Genomic DNA, 20,423 nt, shown 5'->3' on the forward strand with positions numbered 1-20,423 from the left:
AAATCGCGGAAAAATCGCTGGGCATTATAAGCATTTTTCCGCCAAGGGCGTCATTTGCCCGTCTGTCAAGACGTGGTGATTGAACGCAATGGACATTCCAGAGTCCGTAAGTCACGGATAGTCATAGGGAATTGGTAGTGCTAGGACTCTTCAGTAAAAAGGCGAGTTCCCTTCTGGGGATCGATATCAGCTCCACCTCGGTCAAGCTTCTTGAATTGAGCCGTGTCGGTGGCCGTTTTCGGGTCGAGGCCTATGGCGTGGAGCCGTTGCCGGCCAACGCCGTGGTCGAAAAAAACATCGTCGAGCCTGAAGGGGTCGGGCATGCCCTGTCTCGCCTGCTGGCCAGGGCCCGGCCGGGTGCGAAGCACGCGGCGCTGGCGATGGCCGGCTCGGCGGTGATCAGCAAGGTCATCGAGATGGAGGCCGGGCTGTCCGACGACGATCGGGAAAGCCAGCTCAAGGTCGACGCCGACCAGTACATTCCCTATCCGCTGGACGAGGCCGCCATCGATTTCGACGTCCTCGGCTATTCGGCCCGCAATCCCGAGCGCGTCGATGTGCTGTTGGCGGCCTGCCGCAAGGAGCACATCGAAGTTCGCGAGGCGGCGCTCGAGCTCGCCGGGCTGGCGGCCCGAGTGGTGGACCTGGAAGTCTGCGCGCTGGAGCGTTCGTTCGCCCTGGCGGCCGGCTCGCCGGCTGCCCGGACCGTGGCGCTGGTCGATATCGGCGCCACCCTGACCACCCTGAGCATCGTGCATGAAGGGCAGATCGTCTATTCCCGTGAGCAGTTGTTCGGCGGACACCAACTGACCGAACACATCCAGCGTCGCTACGGGCTGTCGAAAGAAGAGGCCGGCCTGGCGAAGAAGCAGGGTGGCCTGCCGGACGATTACGCCAGTGAGGTGCTGCAACCTTTTCAGGAGGCGGTTGTGCAACAGGTTTCGCGCTCGTTGCAGTTTTTCCAGGCCTCCGCCCCGCAACACCAGGTCGACTCCATCCTGTTGGCGGGTGGCAGCGCCTCGGTTCCGGGGCTTGTCCCGTTGATCGAGCAGCGCTTGGGCTTGCCTGCGCTGATCGCCAACCCCTTCGCTGGCATGAGCATCGGCGCCAAGGTCGACGCCGCGGCCCTGGTCAGCGAAGCCCCGTCCTTGATGGTCGCCTGCGGGCTGGCCTTGCGGAGTTTCGACTGATGGCGCGGATCAATCTTCTTCCCTGGCGCGAGGCGCGGCGCGAACAGCGGCGTCGCCACTTTTTCCTGGCCCTGGCAGCGGCTGTGGCGGTGGCCCTGGGTGTGTTGTTCGCGGGCGACAGGATCATCGACCGGGCGATCGACAGGCAACTGGCGCGCAACAATCACGTAGGCGCTCAAATCACCTTGCTCGATCAGCGGATCGCCAAGATCGGCGAGCTGAAGCTGCATCGCGAGCAACTGGTGGAGCGGATGAAGATCATCCAGGACCTGCAAGGCAATCGCTCCACCAGCGCGCGGGTGTTCGACCAATTGGCCCGCACCCTGCCGGACGGGGTGTATTTCACCGATGTCAGGATGAGCGGGCAGACTCTTTCCATCACCGGGGCGGCCGAATCGAACCATCGTGTTTCGGACCTGATGCGCAACCTGGACGCCTCGGACTGGTTCGATGCGCCGAGCCTGACAGAGGTCAAGGCCGCCGGGACGGATAACGCCGACCAGGTCAATGTGTTTCAGCTGACCGTCCATCAAACCCGGCCCGCCCTGGGCGAGGAAGGGCAATGAACCTGTCCGGCGGGTGGGCGCAGATGCGCCGGATCGATCTCGGCGAGCTGGAAATGAGCAACATGGGGGCGTGGCCGGCGCTGGTCAAAGGCGTGGTCGTGGCGCTGGTCATGCTGCTGGTACTGGCCCTCGGATACAACCTGTACCTCAAGGACCTGTTGCTGCAACTCGACCAGCGCCGGGCGGACGAGGCCGTGCTGAAACAGCAGTTCGCCAGCAAGGCGCGCCTGGTGGCCAACCTCGGGCCTTACACCGAACAGATGAAGGCCATGGAAACCGCCTTTGACCTCATGCTGCGCCAGTTGCCCAGCGATACCGAGGTGCCGGGCCTGCTTGAAGACATCAGCCGCACCGGGCTTGGCAGCGGGCTGGAGTTCGAAGAGATCAAGCTGTTGCCGGAGGTGGTCCAGCCGTTTTACGTCGAATTGCCAATCCAGATCAGGGTTACCGGCGGCTATCACGCACTGGCGACTTTCGTCAGCGGCGTGGCCGGTTTGCCGCGAATCGTCACCCTGCATGATTTCGAGATCAAACCGGTCACGCCGCAGGTCGGTTCGAACCTGCGCATGAACATTCTGGCCAGGACTTACCGCTACAAGGTGCCACGCCCATGAAGCGCGCTCACGGCTTGTTGCTGGTGCTGGCATTTGTCGGGCTGGCTGGTTGTGGCAACGATGACGACTTCAGTGATCTGGATGCCTACATGAACGAGGCGCGGTTGCAGTCGCCCGGCGAGATTGAACCAATGCCGGCATTTGGGTCTTACCCAACGATCACCTATAACGCCGCACCCTTGCGCAGCCCGTTTCAGCCTGCGGTCAGGGTGGACCTGGCGGCACGTCGGGCAGGCTCGCCTGCGGTCAAGCCGGATCCGAACCGCAGCAAGCAGTATCTCGAGGGCTTCAGCATCGAACAGTTCGAGATGGTGGGCACCCTTTCCAATGCTTCCGGCTTCTTTGCGCTGTTGCGTGGCGCCGGTGGCGTGCATCGGCTGAAGGTCGGCGATTACCTGGGGCGTAACGACGGGCGGATTGTCGCGATCAGCGATTCACAGGTCGAGGTGGTCGAGATTGTTCCCGATGGAGCGGGAGCGTGGCTGGAGCGACCACGGACCATTCCATTAAAAGAACACTCATAGTGGAACTCGCATCATGAACAGGATCTTTTCAGCCTTCGGTATTGCGCTATGGATGGCGCTGCTTTCACCGATGGCCATGGCGGCCAGCCTCAAGGCCCTGGATGTCGCGGCGCTGCCGGGGGATCGCCTGGAGTTGAAACTCACCTTCGATGGGCCGGTGCCCGAGCCGCGCGGCTATACCACCGACCAGCCGGCGCGGATCGCCCTCGATCTGCCCGGTGTTATCAGCCAGCTGGCAGACAAGAGCCGTGACCTGGGCAATGGCAATGCGCGCAGCGTGACGGTGGTCGAATCGGGGCAGCGTACCCGGGTCGTCGTCAATCTGGTCGCGCTGGCGCCCTACAGCACTCGGGTCGCCGGCAATCAGCTGTTTGTGGTGATCGGCCAGGGGGCGACGGCGGCGCTGAGTGCGCCGGGGCAGCCGGCTGTCGCGTCCGGGCGGGCCAAGGCCGTGGCTTCCGTGGGGCGGTCGATTCGCAGCGTGGATTTCCAGCGCGGCGAGCAAGGCGAAGGTAATGTACTGATCGACCTCTCCGACTCGGGAATGAGCCCGGATATACAGGAGCGCGGCGGCAAGCTCGTCCTCACCTTCGCCAAGGCCCGCCTGCCCGAGCCCCTGCGGGTCAGGCTGGACGTCAAGGATTTCGCCACCCCCGTGCAGTTCGTCAGCGCCCGGGCGGAGTCCGGCAAGGCCATCGTCACCATCGAGCCCGGCGGCACTTTCGATTACTCGACCTACCAGACGGACAACAAACTCACGGTGAGCGTCAGGCCGATGACCTCGGGCGACCTGCAGAAGCGCAACGCCGAGCGCTCGGCCTACAACGGCGAAAAGCTCTCGCTGAACTTCCAGGACATCGAGGTCCGCTCGGTGCTGCAACTGATCGCCGATTTCACCAACCTCAACCTGGTGGCCAGCGATACGGTGCAGGGCGGCATTACCTTGCGCCTGCAGAATGTGCCGTGGGACCAGGCCCTCGATCTGGTGCTCAAGACCAAGGGGCTGGACAAGCGCAAGGTGGGCAACGTGTTGCTGGTGGCGCCGGCCGATGAAATCGCTGCCCGCGAACGCCAGGAACTGGAGTCGCAGAAGCAGATCGCCGACCTGGAACCATTGCGGCGCGAACTGCTGCAGGTCAACTACGCCAAGGCCGCGGAGATCGCCAAGCTGTTCCAGTCGGTCACCCGCGCCGAGGACAGGTCCGACGAACGCGGGTCGATCACTGTCGATGAGCGGACCAACAACATCATCGCCTACCAGACCCGGGAGCGTCTGGACGAGCTGCGGCGGATCGTCAGCCAGCTGGATATCCCGGTGCGCCAGGTGATGATCGAAGCGCGGATCGTCGAGGCCAACGTCGACTACGACAAAAGCCTGGGCGTGCGCTGGGGCGGCTCGATCCAGAACCAGGGCAACTGGAATGTCTCGGGGGTCAGCAACGGCACCAACGGTTCCTCCACCATAGGCACGCCGGGCAGTACCAGCAGCAACTCACCGTTCGTCGACCTGGGCACTACCGCCAATACCTCCGGCCTGGGTATCGCCTTCATCACCGACAATGTGTTGCTGGACCTTGAGCTCACAGCCATGGAAAAGACCGGTAACGGGGAAATCGTCTCCCAGCCCAAGGTCGTCACGTCCGACAAGGAGACGGCGAAGATCCTCAAGGGCACGGAAATCCCCTATCAGGAAGCCGCCTCCAGCGGGGCGACCTCGGTGTCGTTCAAGGAGGCCTCGCTGTCCCTGGAGGTGACGCCACAGATCACCCCGGATAACCGCATCATCATGGAGGTCAAGGTCACCAAGGACGAGCCGGACTACCTGAACAAAGTCCAGGACGTGCCGCCGATCAAGAAGAACGAGGTCAACGCCAAGGTCCTGATCAACGATGGAGAGACCATCGTCATCGGTGGAGTTTTCTCCAATACGCAAAGCAAGGTTGTAGATAAGGTGCCATTTCTCGGCGATGTGCCGTATCTTGGCCGCCTTTTCCGGCGTGACGTGGTGTCGGAGAAAAAATCCGAGCTGCTGGTATTTCTCACTCCGCGTATCATGAACAACCAGGCGATTGCTGTGAGTCGTTGATTCTGTGCGAAATTTGATTCTTGTTGGGCCAATGGGGGCTGGAAAAAGCACCATTGGTCGCTTGCTGGCCAAAGAGCTGCGCCTGCCATTCAAAGATTCCGATAAGGAAATTGAGTTGCGCACGGGTGCCAATATCCCGTGGATCTTCGATAAAGAAGGTGAGCCGGGCTTTCGTGATCGGGAACAGGCCATGATCGCCGAGCTGTGCTCCGCCGATGGCGTGGTCCTGGCGACCGGCGGCGGCGCGGTGATGCGCGAAGCCAACCGTCTGGCGCTGCATGCCGGGGGGCGTGTGGTCTATCTGCATGCTTCGGTGGAGCAGCAGGTCGGTCGCACCGCACGGGATCGCAATCGACCGCTGCTGCGCACGGCCGATCCGGCGAAGACCCTGCGGGACCTGTTGGCAATTCGCGATCCGCTTTATCGGGAAATCGCCGACCTGGTGGTTGAAACCGATGAACGGCCACCGCGCATGGTGGTGCTGGACATACTGGACCGCCTGCAGCAACTGCCTCCCCGTTAATGCGCAGCGGGAAATGCGCTATCCTCGGCGCCTTGCCATGATCGCTCGCGGTTGTGGCGCATGGCTATTGCGCGGCGTCAGAAAGCCAGGCGATGCCAGTCGTTAATGCAAGGCAGGACACCAGCTTCCATCTTCACTGTGGGGACACATGCAGACACTTAAGGTCGATCTAGGCGAGCGCAGCTACCCGATTCATATTGGCGAAGGTTTGTTGGACCGGCCCGAGTTGCTGGCTCCGCACATCGCCGGGCGACAAGTGGCGATCGTTTCCAATGAAACCGTAGCGCCGCTGTACCTTGAGCGTCTGAAACGCAGCCTCGCCCAGTTCTCGGTGATCTCGGTGGTTCTTCCCGACGGCGAAGCGTTCAAGAACTGGGAAACCCTGCAGCTTATTTTCGATGGCCTGCTGACCGCACGCCACGATCGCCGCACCACGATCATCGCCCTTGGCGGCGGGGTGATCGGCGACATGGCCGGCTTTGCCGCCGCCTGCTACCAGCGTGGCGTCGATTTCATCCAGATTCCTACCACCTTGTTGTCCCAGGTCGATTCGTCGGTGGGCGGCAAGACCGGTATCAACCATCCGCTGGGCAAGAACATGGTCGGTGCCTTCTATCAGCCGAACGTGGTGCTGATCGATACCGCCTCGCTCAATACCCTGCCGCCTCGCGAGCTGTCGGCCGGCCTGGCGGAAGTCATCAAATACGGTCTGATCTGCGACGAGCCCTTCCTTACCTGGCTCGAAGACAACGTCGACCGCTTGCGAGCCCTGGACCAGCAGGCGCTGACCTATGCCATCGAACGCTCCTGCGCGGCTAAGGCGGCCGTGGTGGGCGCTGACGAGCGTGAGTCCGGTGTGCGCGCCACGCTGAACCTGGGGCATACCTTCGGCCACGCCATCGAAACCCACATGGGCTATGGTGTCTGGCTGCATGGTGAAGCGGTTGCCGCTGGCACCGTAATGGCACTGGAGATGTCCGCACGCCTTGGCTGGATTAGCGCCGAGGAGCGTGACCGCGGCATTCGCCTGTTCCAGCGCGCAGGCTTGCCGGTCATTCCGCCCGAGGAAATGACCGAAGCGGATTTTCTCGAACACATGGCAATTGACAAGAAAGTGATCGATGGTCGTTTGCGTCTGGTGCTGTTGCGCCGCATGGGCGAAGCCGTAGTGACCGACGATTATCCGAAAGAGGTTTTACAGGCCACGCTGGGAGCGGATTACCGCGCCCTGGCTCAGCTTAAAGGTTAATAAGATCCCCATGACTAGTTTGCATGCCGACGAGGCTTTCCTCGGCCACTATCAATTGAGCCATGACCCTTTCGCTCCACGGGTGCCTGGCTTCAAGTTTTTCCCCGCCCAGCGCAAGCCGGTGCTGGGGCAACTGCATCACCTGGCGCGCTACAGCCAGCTGCTGCTGGTCGTGACCGGCCCGCAGGGCAGCGGCAAGACGCTGCTGCGTCAGGCGCTGGTAGCCAGTACCAACAAGCAGTCGGTACAGAGCGTGGTGGTTTCCGCCCGCGGTGCCGGCGACGCGGCGGGCGTGCTGCGGCAGGTGGCCCAGGCGCTGAATGTCGAGCAGGCCGAAATCGGCCCGATCCTGGCGCAAGTGGTGCAACTGGCCCTGACCGGCCAGGAAGTCTATCTGCTGGTGGATGACGCCGAGCAGCTCGACGAGTCGGCGCTCGAGGCGCTGCTGGCGCTTGCCGCCGGTGCTCCGGAAGGTCGCCCGCATGTGTTCCTGTTCGGCGAGTCGTCGCTGATTGCCGGCCTGGAGCAGCTGAGTGCGGAAGAAGAGCGCTTCCATGTCATCGAACTGCAGCCTTACACCGAAGAGGAAACCCGCGAATACCTGGCGCAGCGTCTCGAAGGCGCAGGACGGGGTATCGAACTTTTCTCCGCGGATCAGATCAGTGATATTCACGAAGGCTCCGATGGCTGGCCTGGCAACATCAACCAGGTCGCCCGGGATGCAATGATCGAAGCCATGATTGCCAGCCGCTCAGCGGTCAAGCGTCCAAGTATGGGGTTCAACATGCCGAAGAAACACGTATTGGCGATATCCGCAGTCGTAGTGGTGGCCGTTGCCGCTGCCTGGCTGATGCCGGGTCGCAGCAAGGCACCAAGTACCGGTGCGCCAGCCAACGAACAGGCGCAGCTGCCGCTGGGCCAGACACCGCAACCGAACAGCAATGGCAGCCCGGCTGTCGAGTTCGCCGGTTCTTCCCAGCCAATGCCGCTGCCATTGGTCGGCCAGTCGCAACCGGTGATGCGCGGCCCTCTGGCCGAAGCCGCCGGCGGGATCACCGAGGGTGACGATGGCGTGCCGGTGGAAGGCTCCAGCGCCACGCCGCCGACCGTGACCACCATTGCACCGCCAGCCGGCGTGCCGGCCGGTCCGGCGCCGACGCCTGAAGCCCGTCCGACCCCGGCGCCGACCCAGGTCGCTGCCGCCAAGCCGGCTCCAGTGGTCAAGCCTGCGCCTGCTCCGGTCAGCAAGCCGGCGGCTGCACCGGCTGCCAAGCCAGCCGAGAAACCTGTCACCGTAGCCAAGGCTGCTACCGGCGGTAGCTGGTACGCCGGTCAGGCGCCAGGTAACTACGTCGTGCAGATCCTGGGCACCAGTTCCGAAGCCGCGGCGCAGAGCTTCGTCAAGGAGCAGGGCGCTCAGTACCGTTATTTCAAGAAAGTCCTCAACGGCAAACCGCTGTATGTGATCACTTACGGCAGCTTCAGCAGCCGTGATGCAGCCGTTACCGCTATCAAGGCCTTGCCAGCGAAGGTTCAGGCTGGTAAACCTTGGCCTCGCACTGTCGCCAGCGTCCAACAGGAACTGGCAGCAACTCGCTGAAGATTCGGCGGCCTTACCCAGGCCGCCTCTCCCAGCACCTCAAAAAAATCCGCATGCGCATGCTGCCTTCAAGGCCGCGTGCCTTGTGGTGTCTGCGTCACAGTAGCTTTTGAGTCGTCGCGGTCCGAACTAAAAAAGTTTTGACTAGCACAGCATATCGCTTTAAACCTTTCATAAATGCGACATAGATTTGCGACATTTCGTCGCCAAATTTGTGAGCGTCTGTGTCGGTGTGTACAATGACCTCCCTTTTGCCCCCGCAAAGCCGGCGTACGTTCGGCGTGGATGGTAACTGGTTGAATTGAAAAGAAATTTGTCTCGACAAGAGGCAGCCTGGTGAGAAAGTGTCTATGAAAGCAGGTCTGTACCAACCAGATGAATTCAAGGATAACTGCGGTTTCGGTCTGATAGCCCATATGCAGGGCGAACCCAGTCATACCCTTTTGCAAACGGCCATCGAGGCCCTGACCTGCATGACCCACCGCGGTGGGATCAACGCGGACGGCAAGACCGGCGACGGTTGCGGTCTGCTGATTCAGAAGCCTGACGCGTTCCTGCGAGCCATTGCCCAGGAAACCTTCAGTGTCGAATTGCCCAAGCAATATGCCGTGGGCATGGTCTTCTTCAACCAGGATCCGGCCAAGGCCGAAGCCGCTCGCGAGAACATGAACCGCGAGATCCTGGCCGAAGGCCTGCAACTGATCGGCTGGCGCAAAGTGCCGATCGATACCAGCGTTCTCGGCCGCCTGGCCCTGGAGCGCCTGCCGCAGATCGAACAGGTCTACATCGGCGGCGAAGGCCTGAGCGACCAGGACATGGCAGTCAAGCTGTTCAGTGCCCGTCGTCGTTCGTCGGTAGCCAACGCCGCCGATACCGACCACTACATCTGCAGCTTTTCCCACAAGACCATCATCTATAAAGGCCTGATGATGCCGGCGGACCTCGCCGCCTTCTATCCGGACCTGGGTGACCCGCGCCTGCAAACCGCGATCTGCGTGTTCCACCAGCGCTTCTCCACCAACACCCTGCCGAAATGGCCGCTGGCGCAGCCGTTCCGCTTCCTCGCCCACAACGGCGAGATCAACACCATCACCGGCAACCGCAACTGGGCCCAGGCCCGGCGCACCAAGTTCACCAACGACCTGATGGATCTGGAAGAACTCGGCCCGCTGGTCAACCGCGTGGGTTCCGACTCCTCGAGCATGGACAACATGCTCGAGCTGATGGTCACCGGCGGCATCGACCTGTTCCGTGGCGTGCGGATGATCATTCCGCCAGCGTGGCAGAATGTCGAGACCATGGACGCCGACCTGCGTGCGTTCTACGAATACAACTCCATGCACATGGAACCGTGGGACGGCCCCGCGGGCGTGGTCATGACCGACGGCCGCTACGCCGTCTGCCTGCTCGACCGTAACGGCCTGCGTCCGGCGCGCTGGGTTACCACCAAGAACGGTTTCATCACCCTGGCATCGGAAATCGGCGTCTGGAACTACCAGCCTGAAGACGTGATCGCCAAGGGCCGTGTCGGCCCGGGCCAGATCTTCGCCGTGGACACCGAAACCGGGCAGATCCTCGACACCGACGCCATCGACAACCGCCTGAAGTCCCGCCATCCGTACAAGCAATGGCTGCGCAAGAACGCCCTGCGCATCCAGGCGACCATGGAAGACAACGACCACGGTTCGGCGTTCTACGACGTCGACCAGCTCAAGCAGTACATGAAGATGTACCAGGTCACCTTCGAGGAGCGTGATCAGGTGCTGCGTCCCTTGGGCGAGCAAGGCTACGAGGCGGTCGGCTCCATGGGCGACGACACGCCGATGGCCGTGCTGTCCCAGCGTGTGCGCACGCCGTACGACTACTTCCGCCAGCAGTTCGCCCAGGTCACCAACCCGCCGATCGACCCGCTGCGCGAAGCCATCGTCATGTCCCTGGAGATCTGCCTCGGTGCCGAGCGCAACATCTTCCAGGAATCGCCTGAGCACGCTTCCCGCGTGATTCTCAGCTCGCCGGTGATCTCGCCCGCCAAGTGGCGCTCGCTGATGAACCTCGACCGTCCGGGCTTCGAGCGTCAGGTCATCGACCTGAACTACGAGGAAAGCCTCGGCCTGGAAGCGGCGATCCGCAACGTCGCCGACCAGGCCGAAGAAGCCGTGTGCGCCGGTCGTACCCAGATCGTCCTCAGCGACCGCCATATCGCTCCGGGCAAGTTGCCGATCCACGCGTCCCTGGCCACCGGCGCGGTGCACCACCGCCTGACCGAGAAGGGCCTGCGCTGCGACTCCAACATCCTGGTGGAAACCGCCACCGCGCGCGATCCGCACCATTTCGCGGTGCTGATCGGTTTCGGCGCCTCGGCGGTCTATCCGTTCCTGGCCTACGAAGTGCTGGGCGACCTGATCCGTACCGGTGAAGTGCTGGGCGACCTCTACGAGGTGTTCAAGAACTACCGCAAGGGCATCACCAAGGGCCTGCTGAAGATCCTGTCGAAGATGGGTATCTCGACCATCGCGTCCTACCGCGGTGCGCAGCTGTTCGAGGCCATCGGCCTGTCCGAGGAAGTCTGCGAGCTGAGCTTCCGTGGCGTGCCGAGCCGCATCAAGGGCGCGCGTTTCGTCGACATCGAAGCCGAGCAGAAAGCCCTGGCTACCGAAGCCTGGAGCCCGCGCAAGCCGATCCAGCAAGGCGGCCTGCTGAAGTTCGTCCACGGTGGCGAATACCACGCCTACAACCCGGATGTGGTCAACACCCTGCAAGCCGCCGTGCAGCAGGGCGACTACGCCAAGTTCAAGGAATACACCGCGCTGGTGGACAACCGCCCGGTATCGATGATCCGCGACCTGTTCAAGGTGAAGACCCTGGACACGCCGATGGACATCAGCGAAGTCGAGCCGCTGGAATCGATCCTCAAGCGTTTCGACTCCGCCGGCATCTCCCTGGGCGCGCTGTCGCCGGAGGCCCACGAAGCCCTGGCCGAAGCCATGAACCGCCTGGGTGCGCGTTCCAACTCCGGTGAAGGCGGCGAAGACCCGGCGCGCTACGGCACCATCAAGAGCTCGAAGATCAAGCAGGTGGCCACCGGCCGTTTCGGCGTGACCCCGGAATACCTGGTCAATGCCGAAGTGCTGCAGATCAAGGTGGCCCAGGGCGCCAAGCCCGGCGAAGGCGGCCAGCTGCCGGGCGGCAAGGTCAACGGCCTGATCGCCAAGCTGCGTTACGCGGTACCGGGCGTGACCCTGATTTCGCCACCGCCGCACCACGACATCTATTCCATCGAAGACTTGTCGCAGTTGATCTTCGACTTGAAGCAGGTCAACCCGCAGGCGCTGGTTTCGGTGAAGCTGGTGGCGGAAGCCGGCGTCGGCACCATCGCCGCTGGCGTGGCCAAGGCCTACGCCGACTTGATCACCATCTCCGGCTACGACGGTGGCACCGGCGCCTCGCCGCTGACCTCGATCAAGTACGCCGGTGCGCCGTGGGAACTGGGCCTGGCGGAAACCCACCAGACCCTGCGCGGCAACGACCTGCGCGGCAAGGTCCGGGTGCAGACCGACGGTGGCCTGAAAACCGGCCTCGACGTGATCAAGGCGGCGATCCTCGGCGCCGAAAGCTTCGGCTTCGGCACCGCGCCGATGATCGCCCTGGGTTGCAAGTACCTGCGTATCTGCCACCTGAACAACTGCGCCACCGGCGTCGCGACTCAGAATGAGAAGCTGCGCAAGGACCACTACATCGGTACCGTGGAGATGGTGGTGAACTTCTTCACCTACGTCGCCGAGGAAACCCGTGAGTGGCTGGCCAAGCTGGGCGTGCGTTCGCTGGAAGAGCTGATCGGTCGTACCGATCTGCTGGAAATCCTCGAAGGCCAGACCGCCAAGCAGCATCACCTGGACCTGACCCCGCTGCTGGGCAGCGACCATATCCCGGCGGACAAGCCGCAGTTCTGCCAGGTCGACCGCAACCCACCGTTCGACCAGGGCCTGCTGGCCGAGAAAATGGTCGCCATGGCCAAGCCTGCGATCGCCGACCTCAGCGGTGCCGAGTTCGCGCTCGACATCTGCAACTGCGACCGTTCCATCGGTGCGCGGATCTCCGGCGAAATCGCCAAGGTCCACGGCAACCAAGGCATGGCCAAGGCGCCGATCACCTTCCGCTTCAAGGGCACTGCCGGTCAGAGCTTCGGCGTGTGGAACGCCGGCGGCCTGAACCTCTACCTCGAAGGCGACGCCAACGACTACGTCGGCAAGGGCATGACCGGCGGCAAGCTGGTGATTGTTCCGCCGCAAGGCAGCGCCTACAAGACTCAGGACAGCGCGATTATCGGCAACACCTGCCTGTACGGCGCCACCGGCGGCAAGCTGTTCGCCGCCGGCACCGCGGGCGAGCGTTTCGCCGTGCGCAACTCCGGTGCCCACACCGTGGTGGAAGGCACTGGCGATCACTGCTGCGAATACATGACCGGTGGTTTTGTCTGCGTGCTGGGCAAGACCGGTTACAACTTCGGCTCAGGCATGACCGGCGGTTTCGCCTACGTGCTCGACCAGGACAACACCTTCGTTGACCGGGTCAACCACGAGCTGGTGGAAATCCAGCGGATCAGCGGCGAAGCGATGGAAGCCTATCGCAGCCACCTGCAGCGCGTGCTGGACGAATACGTCGAGGAAACCGGTAGCGAGTGGGGCCGTAACCTGGCCGAGAACCTCGATGACTACCTGCGTCGCTTCTGGTTGGTCAAGCCGAAGGCTGCCAGCTTGAAATCGTTGCTTTCCAGCACCCGTGCCAACCCGCAGTGATATGCGCCTGAAGAGTTTGATGAGGTTTTAACTATGGCTGAACGTCTGAATAATGACTTCCAGTTCATCGAGGTCGGGCGCAAGGATCCGAAGAAGAAACTGTTGCGTCAACGCAAGAAAGAGTTCGTGGAGATCTACGAGCCCTTCAAACCCCAGCAGTCGGCCGACCAGGCCCACCGCTGCCTGGGTTGCGGTAACCCGTACTGCGAATGGAAGTGCCCGGTGCACAACTTCATTCCCAACTGGCTCAAGCTGGTGGCCGAGGGCAACATCCTCGCCGCCGCTGAGCTGTCTCACCAGACCAACACCCTGCCGGAAGTCTGCGGCCGGGTGTGCCCGCAGGATCGCCTGTGCGAGGGTGCTTGTACCCTCAACGACGGCTTCGGCGCGGTGACCATCGGTTCGGTGGAGAAGTACATCACCGACACCGCCTTCGCCATGGGCTGGCGCCCGGACATGTCCAAGGTCAAGCCGACCGGCAAGCGGGTCGCGGTGATCGGCGCGGGCCCGGCGGGCCTGGGCTGCGCCGACGTGCTGGTACGCGGTGGCGTGACCCCGGTGGTGTTCGACAAGAACCCGGAAATCGGTGGCCTGCTGACCTTCGGCATCCCCGAGTTCAAGCTGGAAAAGACCGTGCTGAGCAATCGTCGCGAAGTCTTCAGCGGCATGGGCATCGAGTTCCGCCTCAACACCGAGGTGGGCAAGGACGTGACCATGGAGCAACTGCTCGAAGAATACGATGCGGTATTCATGGGCATGGGCACCTACACCTACATGAAGGGCGGCTTTGCCGGTGAGGACCTGCCGGGCGTGCACGACGCGCTGGACTTCCTGATCGCCAACGTCAACCGCAACCTGGGCTTTGAAAAGTCGCCGGAAGACTTCGTCGACATGAAGGGCAAGAAGGTCGTGGTCCTCGGTGGCGGCGACACGGCGATGGACTGCAATCGCACGTCGATCCGCCAGGGCGCCAAGGCGGTGACCTGTGCCTATCGTCGCGACGAAGCGAACATGCCGGGCTCGCGCAAAGAGGTGAAGAACGCCAAGGAAGAAGGCGTGAAGTTCCTCTACAACCGCCAGCCGATCGCCATCGTCGGCGAAGACAAGGTCGAAGGCGTGAAGGTGGTCGAGACCCGTCTCGGCGAGCCGGACGCCCGTGGCCGTCGCAGCCCCGAGCCGATCCCGGGTTCCGAAGAGGTCATCCCGGCCGACGCCGTGGTCATCGCTTTCGGTTTCCGTCCGAGCCCGGCGCCGTGGTTCGAGCAGTTCAGCATCCAGACCGACAGCCAGGGCCGCGTCGTGGCGCCGGAACAGGGCCAGTACAAGCACCAGACCAGCAACCCGAAGATCTTCGCCGGTGGCGACATGGTGCGCGGTTCCGACCTGGTGGTGACGGCGATCTTCGAAGGCCGCAACGCCGCCGAAGGGATCCTCGACTACCTGGGCGTGTAAATCTGCTTGATCGGCGTCGCTCCATTCGCGGGCAAGCCTCGCTCCTACAGGAATGCCACCGGACCTGTAGGAGCGAGGCTTGCCTGCGAAGAGGCCGGCCGAATCAACGCAGAATTAGCCGATGTAGTCCGCGACAAATTGACCCGATAGATAAAAGGCACGGCTCTCGCCGTGCCTTTTGCGTCGCGCTCTGAGAAAATGCCCGCACTTTTTTTCCGGATGCCGACATGACTGCCCTGAAGAACGACCGTTTCCTTCGTGCCCTGCTCAAGCAACCCGTAGACGTCACCCCGGTGTGGATGATGCGTCAGGCTGGGCGCTACCTGCCTGAATACCGCGCCAGCCGTGCCAACGCCGGTGACTTCATGAGCCTGTGCATGAACCCGGAGTTCGCCTGCGAAGTCACGCTGCAACCGCTGGACCGTTATCCACAACTGGATGCGGCCATCCTCTTCTCCGACATCCTGACCATCCCCGACGCCATGGGGCAGGGCCTGTACTTCGAAACCGGCGAAGGCCCACGTTTCAAGAAGGTCGTCAGTACCCTGGCCGATATCGAGGCCCTGCCGATCCCGGATCCGCACAAGGACCTGGGTTACGTGATGGACGCGGTCAGCACCATCCGCCGCGAGCTTAACGGCCGCGTGCCGCTGATCGGCTTCTCCGGCAGCCCCTGGACCCTGGCCACCTACATGGTCGAAGGCGGCTCGTCGAAGGACTTCCGCAAGACCAAGGCGATGCTCTACGACAACCCGCAAGCCATGCACCTGCTGCTGGACAAGCTGGCGCAGTCGGTCGTCAGCTACCTCAACGGCCAGATCAAGGCCGGCGCGCAAGCGGTGCAGATCTTCGACACCTGGGGCGGCAACCTGTCGGCGGCGGCCTACCAGGAGTTCTCCCTGGCCTACATGCGCAAGATCGTCAGCGGCCTGATCCGCGAGCATGAAGGGCGCAAGGTGCCGGTGATCCTGTTCACCAAGAACGGCGGCCTGTGGCTGGAAAGCATTGCCGACGCCGGTGCCGACGCCCTGGGCCTGGACTGGACCTGCGACCTCGGCGAAGCGCGCCGGCGGGTCGGCAACAAAGTCGCCTTGCAAGGCAACATGGACCCGACGGTGCTCTACGCCAAGCCGGAAGCGATCCGTGCCGAAGTCGGGCGTATCCTCGCCAGCTACGGCAAGGGCAGCGGCCATGTGTTCAACCTTGGCCACGGCATCACCCCGGAAGTCGACCCGGAGCACGCCGGCGCTTTCCTGCGCGCGGTGCACGAATTGTCGGCGCAGTATCACCAGTGATCGCGACCCGATAACCAGGCCCGGCATTCGCCGGGCCTTTTTTTTGCGCCCGGGAAACGGCCTGGCGGATTAAGTTTCAATTCAGCCTGACTGGTTAATCTGGCGCTATCGAAACCCACATTGGATCACTGCCATGAAAACCCGTTACCTCGTTCTGTTGCTCGCTCCGCTGTTCAGCACCGCCGCCCTGGCTGTCGGCTACACCGGTCCTGGCGCCCAGGCCGTCACCAGCGTCGCGGCGGCCAACGATGCCGCGGACGATACGCCGGTGGTGTTGCAGGGCCATGTGGTCAAGAAGCTGAACAATGACGACAAGTACGAATTCAAGGATGCCAGCGGCACCATCACTGTCGAGATCGACGACGAAGACCTGCCGCCAGTGGCGTTCAACGAGAAGACCCAGGTCAGGCTGACCGGTGAGGTCGAGAAGGGGTTGATGAAGCGTGAGATCGACGTCGACCTGGTGGAGATCGTCAAGTAAGCCGATCGACAGTCTTCAGCTATCGCCATGCCGGCGACCGGCCCCTGCGTATGGATCGCGGGGGGTGGTCGCCGGCATGTTCGTTTAGCAACTACCGAGTGGCCAGTGGCGGCAGTTTGGCCAGCTTCAACGCCACCAGCAGCGCCACCAACAGCAGGGCGCTGATAAACAGGCCGATGCCGTTCCACCCGGCCATGTGCCAGAACACCCCGCCCGCCGTCCCGGCGATGCTCGATCCGGCGTAATAGCTGAACAGGTACAGCGATGAGGCCTGGCCCTTGGCCTTGAGGGCGCGCCGGCCGATCCAGCTGCTGGCGACCGAGTGGGCGCCGAAGAAGCCGAACGTGAAGATCAGCATGCCGATGATCACCACCGGCAACGCGCTGAGCATGGTCAGCGCGAGGCCGGCGAGCATCAGCGAGATGGTGGCCCAGAGCATTTTGCGCCGTCCCAGGCGGTCGGCCAGGGCACCGATTTTCGCCGAGCTGTAGATCCCCGACAGGTACACCACCGACAGCAGGCCGACGAAGGCCTGATCCATGTGATACGGCGCGGCCAGCAGGCGATAGCCGATGTAGTTGAACAGCGTGACGAACGCGCCCATCAGCACGAAGGCTTCGAGGAACAGCAGCGGCAGGCCGGCGTCGCGAAAGTGCATGACGAAGCCGTCCAGCAGGCTGCGCGGGTGCAGCGAGCGGGCGCGGAAGTTGCGCGATTCGGGGAGGATTCTCCAGAACACCGCCGCCGCGATCAGCGCCAGGCCGCCGATCACCAGCATTGCCGTGTGCCAGCTGACGAAGTCGATCAGCACCCCGGTGATCAGGCGACCGCTCATGCCGCCAATGGCGTTGCCACCGATGTACAGGCCCATGGCCAGGCCGATGTGCTGTGGGTGGATCTCTTCGCTCAGGTAAGTCATCGCCACCGCCGCCAGGCCGCTCAGGGACAGCCCTACCAGCGCGCGCATCAGCAGCACCCCGTGCCAGCTCGGCATCAGGGCGCTGGCGAGGGTGCACAGCGCGGCGGCGAACAGGGCGGCCACCATCACCGGTTTGCGGCCGATGCGGTCGGAAATCGGCCCGGTGACCAGCAGACCGATGGCCAGCAGGCCGGTGGCGACTGAGAGGATCAGGCTGCTTTGTGCGGCGTTGATGGAAAAATCCCGGGACAGCAGCGGCATCATCGGTTGTACGCAGTAGAGCAGGGCGAAGGTGGCGAATCCGCCGCAGAACAGCGCCAGCACCGTGCGCATGAACATTGGAGTGCCTTTTTCGATGTAGACCTCGTTCAGTTGCGCGACCACCTCATCGAGGGCGGTGGGAGGGAGTTCGTGGGCGAGTGGAGCGACAGCGGTTTTCACGGGGGACCTCGGGGGGAGCGCGGCCGGTCAGGCAATGGAAAAAAGCATATAGCTGGCTAATGTTTCTTTCCAATATATTGTTCGACCTGATTGATATGTTTTGCGACCTAATGAGGCGATCATGGAATTGCGTCACCTGCGTTACTTCATCGCGGTGGCCGAAGAGCTGCATTTCGGCCGCGCCGCCCAGGTTCTGGGCATCTCCCAGCCGCCCTTGAGCCAGCAGATCCAGGTGCTGGAGCAGGAGGTCGGCGCGCGTTTGTTCGAGCGTACCAATCGTCGGGTCGAGCTCAGCGAGGCCGGCAGGCTGTTCCTGGATGAGGCACGACAGGTGCTGGCTCAGGTCGACAAGGCCGCGGATGTGGCCCGCCGGGCGCAACGTGGGGAGCTGGGCGAACTGAAGATCGGCTTCACCTCGTCGGCGCCCTTCAACTCCAGCATCCCCCAGGCGATCTTCGCCTTTCGCCAGCGCTTTCCCGACGTGCACCTGAAGCTGCGGGAAATGAGCAGCACCCAGGTGGCCGAGGCGCTGCTGGACGAGTCGATCCAGGTCGGCATCATGCGGCCGTTGCCGCTGCCGGATTCCCTGAGCGTGGTGGAGTTGCTGCGCGAACCGCTGGTGGCGGTGCTGGGCTCCAAGCACCCGCTGGTGGCCGGCAGCGAAGCCGGCCTGGCGCTATCGGCCCTGGCCCACGAGCCCTTCGTGTTCTTCCCGCGCAGCTACGGCAGCGGCCTGTATGCGCAGTTGCTGACCCTGGCCCGGGATGTCGGCTTCACCCCGCACTTTGCCCAGGAAGCGGGCGAGGCCATGACCATCATCGGCCTGGTGGCGGCGGGGCTGGGTGTCTCGGTGTTGCCGGCGTCCTACCAGCGCATGCGCATCGACGGCGTGGTCTACCGACCGCTGCTGGACCCCGAGGCGGTCTCGGCGGTGTGGCTGGCGCAGCGCACCGACCAGCGCTCGCCAATGGCCAAGGCCTTTGTCGAACTGCTGACCCGCAAGGCCGAGTTGTAACCTGCTGGGTAGTATTCCGCGGGGTTCCGAAGGTGGACATCTCGGGTAACGGATCGGGTTTGCTCATCCGCCGGCCCATTGCGCAGACTCGGGTTCTTTGCGCGAGTATCACGGATGTCACTTCACTATCAGCCCAGGGAGGGCAGTGTCCTGATTTGTGACTTCAGAGGTTATGAAGTCCCCGAGATGGTCAAGGTCAGGCCTGTTGTGGTCATACGCAGGCACAGGAGCAACCGGCATCTGGTGACGGTCGTTCCCTTGAGCACCACCGCGCCTGACGTGGTGTTGGGGCACCATCTGCAACTTGCCAACCGCATGCAGGGGCGACCGTGCGTCTGCTGGGCGAAATGCGACATGCTTGCCACGGTCGGCTTGTCGCGACTCGATCGGATCAGGCGCAAAGACCGCCATGGCCGGCGAATTTACGAAGTCTTGCAACTTACAGACGAAGAGTTCGCCGCCATCAAAGCCGCTGTGCGCAAGGCTTTGGGGATCTAAGGTCAACCTTTCCCAGGAATAAGGCCAATGGCCACGGTTGCCGGGCGGCAGGCTTCGAGCGACACTGCGCACGTACCCGAAAGGGACTTGTGAGACTCTGAGGATCCTGGGCAACCAGCCATCGCAGAGCCAGACAGGCAGAGCGCGATGACAAGCCAGCCTGTTTGTGAAAGGGCGCCGAAAGGCGCCCTTTGTCGTTTCCGGGGGGATGGAAACCTGTTGGCGCCTTACTCCACCTTCGCCAGGTCACCGCGCAGCGCGACGCCTGCCATCAGGGCGCCCGCGTGGCATTCGTAGGTTTTCGCATCCTTGCGCTCGTTGCTCTTGTAGAAGCTGGCGATGTCGGTCACGGCATTGGCGCCGACTTTCTTGGCTGCCTGGTGCAGGGTGATCAGCGCCGATTGCAGGACCCATTCGCAGGCCACTTCGTCGCTCTTGTTGAAGGCGTTGGTCTTCTTGTTGGTGACCGCGCCGGCGCTGACCACCGTGACCTTGCCGGCTGGCTTGTTGCCGGCCAGGTAGAACTTCACGCTGCCGTCGATCTTGCCGGTGCTGATGGCTTCGGCGACGACCTTGTCGAACGGCAGGTACAGCGCGGTATCACGGGCCTGGCTGACGCCGGGCAGGGTGCAGAGCAGCAGGGTGGCGGCAGCGGCCAGGGTCTTCAGTTGCATGGTGGTCTCCTTGACATAGAAAGGGGGGCGGCGGCTGGCGCTCAATTAGGCGCGGCAATCGCCTGGGCCGAGCTGGACAGCTGTTGCGCGGTCCGCTCGTTCTGGTTGTCCTTCAGCTCGCGCAGGATGCCCTTGTCCAGCAGCCGCACCCAGCGGATGTAGTTCTTGTGGATCTTGCCGTCCGCGTAGTTCATGCCACGGCTGTCGCGGTAGAGGATCTTGTAGTGGGTCGGTGTGTACTGGATGTCGATTTCCACGTGGTACTGCTCGCGCACGGTGATCTCGGCCTGGATCAGCTCCGGGCTGATGCGCTGCACGGTCCACTTGCGGGCGACCAGGTTTTTCAGGATCGCCTGTTTCATTTCCTCGTGGTCGGCCTTGAGGGTGGCGGGCAGGACCCGGTCCGGGGTGTACATGCGCTTGCTGGTGCACGAGACACAGGTCAGCAGGGCCAGCACGATCAGGCAGGCGCGAGGCAGGGAGGACATTCCATTTTCTCC

17 protein-coding genes are annotated in these 20,423 nt (G+C 62.9%); 14 read left to right on the forward strand and 3 right to left on the reverse strand.

Features of this window, described 5'->3' with window-relative positions:
• Nucleotides 1–137: 137 nt before the first annotated feature.
• The 12 genes from PMI20_RS05555 (at nucleotide 138) to PMI20_RS05610 (ending at nucleotide 16,376) form a co-directional block, all read left to right on the forward strand.
• Nucleotides 138–1,190 carry a pilus assembly protein PilM gene (locus PMI20_RS05555; RefSeq protein ID WP_007925849.1) on the forward strand — a complete coding sequence of 351 codons (1,053 nt, stop codon included), beginning with the start codon at nucleotides 138–140 and terminating at the stop codon, nucleotides 1,188–1,190.
• Complete coding sequence (locus tag PMI20_RS05560; RefSeq protein WP_007925848.1) at nucleotides 1,190–1,756, forward strand: PilN domain-containing protein; 567 nt, start codon at nucleotides 1,190–1,192, stop codon at nucleotides 1,754–1,756. Before PMI20_RS05555 ends, PMI20_RS05560 begins: the two co-directional genes overlap by 1 nt.
• A complete protein-coding gene (locus tag PMI20_RS05565; RefSeq protein WP_007925847.1) occupies nucleotides 1,753–2,370 on the forward strand; it encodes a type IV pilus inner membrane component PilO in 618 nt (205 codons plus the stop codon). The genes PMI20_RS05560 and PMI20_RS05565 overlap by 4 nt, the downstream gene beginning before the upstream one ends.
• Nucleotides 2,367–2,894, forward strand: coding sequence for a pilus assembly protein PilP (locus PMI20_RS05570; RefSeq protein ID WP_007925846.1), 528 nt, complete (start codon nucleotides 2,367–2,369; stop codon nucleotides 2,892–2,894). The genes PMI20_RS05565 and PMI20_RS05570 overlap by 4 nt, the downstream gene beginning before the upstream one ends.
• Before the next feature lie 13 nt (nucleotides 2,895–2,907).
• Complete coding sequence (locus PMI20_RS05575) at nucleotides 2,908–4,980, forward strand: type IV pilus secretin PilQ (RefSeq protein WP_007925845.1); 2,073 nt, start codon at nucleotides 2,908–2,910, stop codon at nucleotides 4,978–4,980.
• 4 nt (nucleotides 4,981–4,984) lie between these two features.
• Nucleotides 4,985–5,503, forward strand: a complete 519-nt coding sequence (gene aroK, locus PMI20_RS05580; RefSeq protein ID WP_009041824.1) for a shikimate kinase AroK — start codon at nucleotides 4,985–4,987, stop codon at nucleotides 5,501–5,503.
• 148 nt (nucleotides 5,504–5,651) lie between these two features.
• Nucleotides 5,652–6,752 (forward strand): 3-dehydroquinate synthase, encoded by a 1,101-nt coding sequence (aroB, locus tag PMI20_RS05585; protein ID WP_007925843.1) that lies wholly within the window; start codon nucleotides 5,652–5,654, stop codon nucleotides 6,750–6,752.
• A gap of 10 nt (nucleotides 6,753–6,762) precedes the next feature.
• Nucleotides 6,763–8,352, forward strand: a complete 1,590-nt coding sequence (locus PMI20_RS05590; protein ID WP_007925840.1) for an SPOR domain-containing protein — start codon at nucleotides 6,763–6,765, stop codon at nucleotides 8,350–8,352.
• 350 nt (nucleotides 8,353–8,702) lie between these two features.
• On the forward strand, nucleotides 8,703–13,148 hold the full coding sequence (gene gltB, locus PMI20_RS05595; protein ID WP_007925839.1) for a glutamate synthase large subunit: 4,446 nt from the start codon (nucleotides 8,703–8,705) through the stop codon (nucleotides 13,146–13,148).
• Nucleotides 13,149–13,181: 33 nt separating this feature from the next.
• Nucleotides 13,182–14,600 carry a glutamate synthase small subunit GltD family protein gene (locus PMI20_RS05600; RefSeq protein ID WP_007925837.1) on the forward strand — a complete coding sequence of 473 codons (1,419 nt, stop codon included), beginning with the start codon at nucleotides 13,182–13,184 and terminating at the stop codon, nucleotides 14,598–14,600.
• Nucleotides 14,601–14,827: 227 nt separating this feature from the next.
• Nucleotides 14,828–15,895 carry a uroporphyrinogen decarboxylase gene (gene hemE, locus PMI20_RS05605; RefSeq protein WP_007925835.1) on the forward strand — a complete coding sequence of 356 codons (1,068 nt, stop codon included), beginning with the start codon at nucleotides 14,828–14,830 and terminating at the stop codon, nucleotides 15,893–15,895.
• Nucleotides 15,896–16,028: 133 nt separating this feature from the next.
• The gene (locus PMI20_RS05610) at nucleotides 16,029–16,376 is read left to right on the forward strand and encodes a YgiW/YdeI family stress tolerance OB fold protein (protein WP_007925834.1); all 348 of its coding nucleotides are present in this window, start codon (nucleotides 16,029–16,031) and stop codon (nucleotides 16,374–16,376) included.
• 91 nt (nucleotides 16,377–16,467) lie between these two features.
• Here PMI20_RS05610 and PMI20_RS05615 read toward each other — a convergent pair whose 3' ends face one another.
• A complete protein-coding gene (locus PMI20_RS05615) occupies nucleotides 16,468–17,679 on the reverse strand; it encodes an MFS transporter (RefSeq protein ID WP_492571467.1) in 1,212 nt (403 codons plus the stop codon).
• A 178-nt stretch (nucleotides 17,680–17,857) separates the two neighbouring features.
• Here PMI20_RS05615 and PMI20_RS05620 point away from each other — a divergent pair, with 178 nt between their 5' ends.
• Together PMI20_RS05620 and PMI20_RS05625 are read left to right on the forward strand one after the other, a co-directional pair.
• The gene (locus tag PMI20_RS05620) at nucleotides 17,858–18,751 is read left to right on the forward strand and encodes a LysR family transcriptional regulator (RefSeq protein WP_007925832.1); all 894 of its coding nucleotides are present in this window, start codon (nucleotides 17,858–17,860) and stop codon (nucleotides 18,749–18,751) included.
• A 114-nt stretch (nucleotides 18,752–18,865) separates the two neighbouring features.
• Nucleotides 18,866–19,249: a type II toxin-antitoxin system PemK/MazF family toxin gene (locus tag PMI20_RS05625; protein ID WP_007925831.1), complete on the forward strand. Its 384-nt coding sequence runs from the start codon at nucleotides 18,866–18,868 to the stop codon at nucleotides 19,247–19,249.
• A 227-nt stretch (nucleotides 19,250–19,476) separates the two neighbouring features.
• On the opposite strand, the gene PMI20_RS05630 is transcribed toward PMI20_RS05625, so the two are convergent.
• Together PMI20_RS05630 and PMI20_RS05635 are read right to left on the reverse strand one after the other, a co-directional pair.
• Nucleotides 19,477–19,923: a hypothetical protein gene (locus PMI20_RS05630; protein WP_007925830.1), complete on the reverse strand. Its 447-nt coding sequence runs from the start codon at nucleotides 19,921–19,923 to the stop codon at nucleotides 19,477–19,479.
• Between the two features lie 41 nt (nucleotides 19,924–19,964).
• Nucleotides 19,965–20,411 (reverse strand): hypothetical protein, encoded by a 447-nt coding sequence (locus PMI20_RS05635; protein ID WP_007925828.1) that lies wholly within the window; start codon nucleotides 20,409–20,411, stop codon nucleotides 19,965–19,967.
• Between the last annotated feature and the right edge of the window lie 12 nt (nucleotides 20,412–20,423).

The organism is Pseudomonas sp. GM17 (assembly GCF_000282175.2).
Lineage (GTDB): Bacteria > Pseudomonadota > Gammaproteobacteria > Pseudomonadales > Pseudomonadaceae > Aquipseudomonas > Aquipseudomonas chlororaphis.

Excerpts from the sequence above, each read along its gene's own strand:
- hemE (WP_007925835.1), top strand. The coding sequence starts at position 14,828 with ATGACTGCCCTGAAGAACGACCGTTTCCTTCGTGCCCTGCTCAAGCAA.
- PMI20_RS05620 (WP_007925832.1), top strand. The coding sequence starts at position 17,858 with ATGGAATTGCGTCACCTGCGTTACTTCATCGCGGTGGCCGAAGAGCTG.
- gltB (WP_007925839.1), top strand. The coding sequence starts at position 8,703 with ATGAAAGCAGGTCTGTACCAACCAGATGAATTCAAGGATAACTGCGGT.
- PMI20_RS05610 (WP_007925834.1), top strand. The coding sequence starts at position 16,029 with ATGAAAACCCGTTACCTCGTTCTGTTGCTCGCTCCGCTGTTCAGCACC.
- PMI20_RS05575 (WP_007925845.1), top strand. The coding sequence starts at position 2,908 with ATGAACAGGATCTTTTCAGCCTTCGGTATTGCGCTATGGATGGCGCTG.
- aroB (WP_007925843.1), top strand. The coding sequence starts at position 5,652 with ATGCAGACACTTAAGGTCGATCTAGGCGAGCGCAGCTACCCGATTCAT.
- PMI20_RS05600 (WP_007925837.1), top strand. The coding sequence starts at position 13,182 with ATGGCTGAACGTCTGAATAATGACTTCCAGTTCATCGAGGTCGGGCGC.
- PMI20_RS05565 (WP_007925847.1), top strand. The coding sequence starts at position 1,753 with ATGAACCTGTCCGGCGGGTGGGCGCAGATGCGCCGGATCGATCTCGGC.
- PMI20_RS05570 (WP_007925846.1), top strand. The coding sequence starts at position 2,367 with ATGAAGCGCGCTCACGGCTTGTTGCTGGTGCTGGCATTTGTCGGGCTG.
- PMI20_RS05635 (WP_007925828.1), bottom strand. The coding sequence starts at position 20,411 with ATGTCCTCCCTGCCTCGCGCCTGCCTGATCGTGCTGGCCCTGCTGACC.
- PMI20_RS05590 (WP_007925840.1), top strand. The coding sequence starts at position 6,763 with ATGACTAGTTTGCATGCCGACGAGGCTTTCCTCGGCCACTATCAATTG.
- PMI20_RS05630 (WP_007925830.1), bottom strand. The coding sequence starts at position 19,923 with ATGCAACTGAAGACCCTGGCCGCTGCCGCCACCCTGCTGCTCTGCACC.
- PMI20_RS05560 (WP_007925848.1), top strand. The coding sequence starts at position 1,190 with ATGGCGCGGATCAATCTTCTTCCCTGGCGCGAGGCGCGGCGCGAACAG.
- PMI20_RS05625 (WP_007925831.1), top strand. The coding sequence starts at position 18,866 with ATGTCACTTCACTATCAGCCCAGGGAGGGCAGTGTCCTGATTTGTGAC.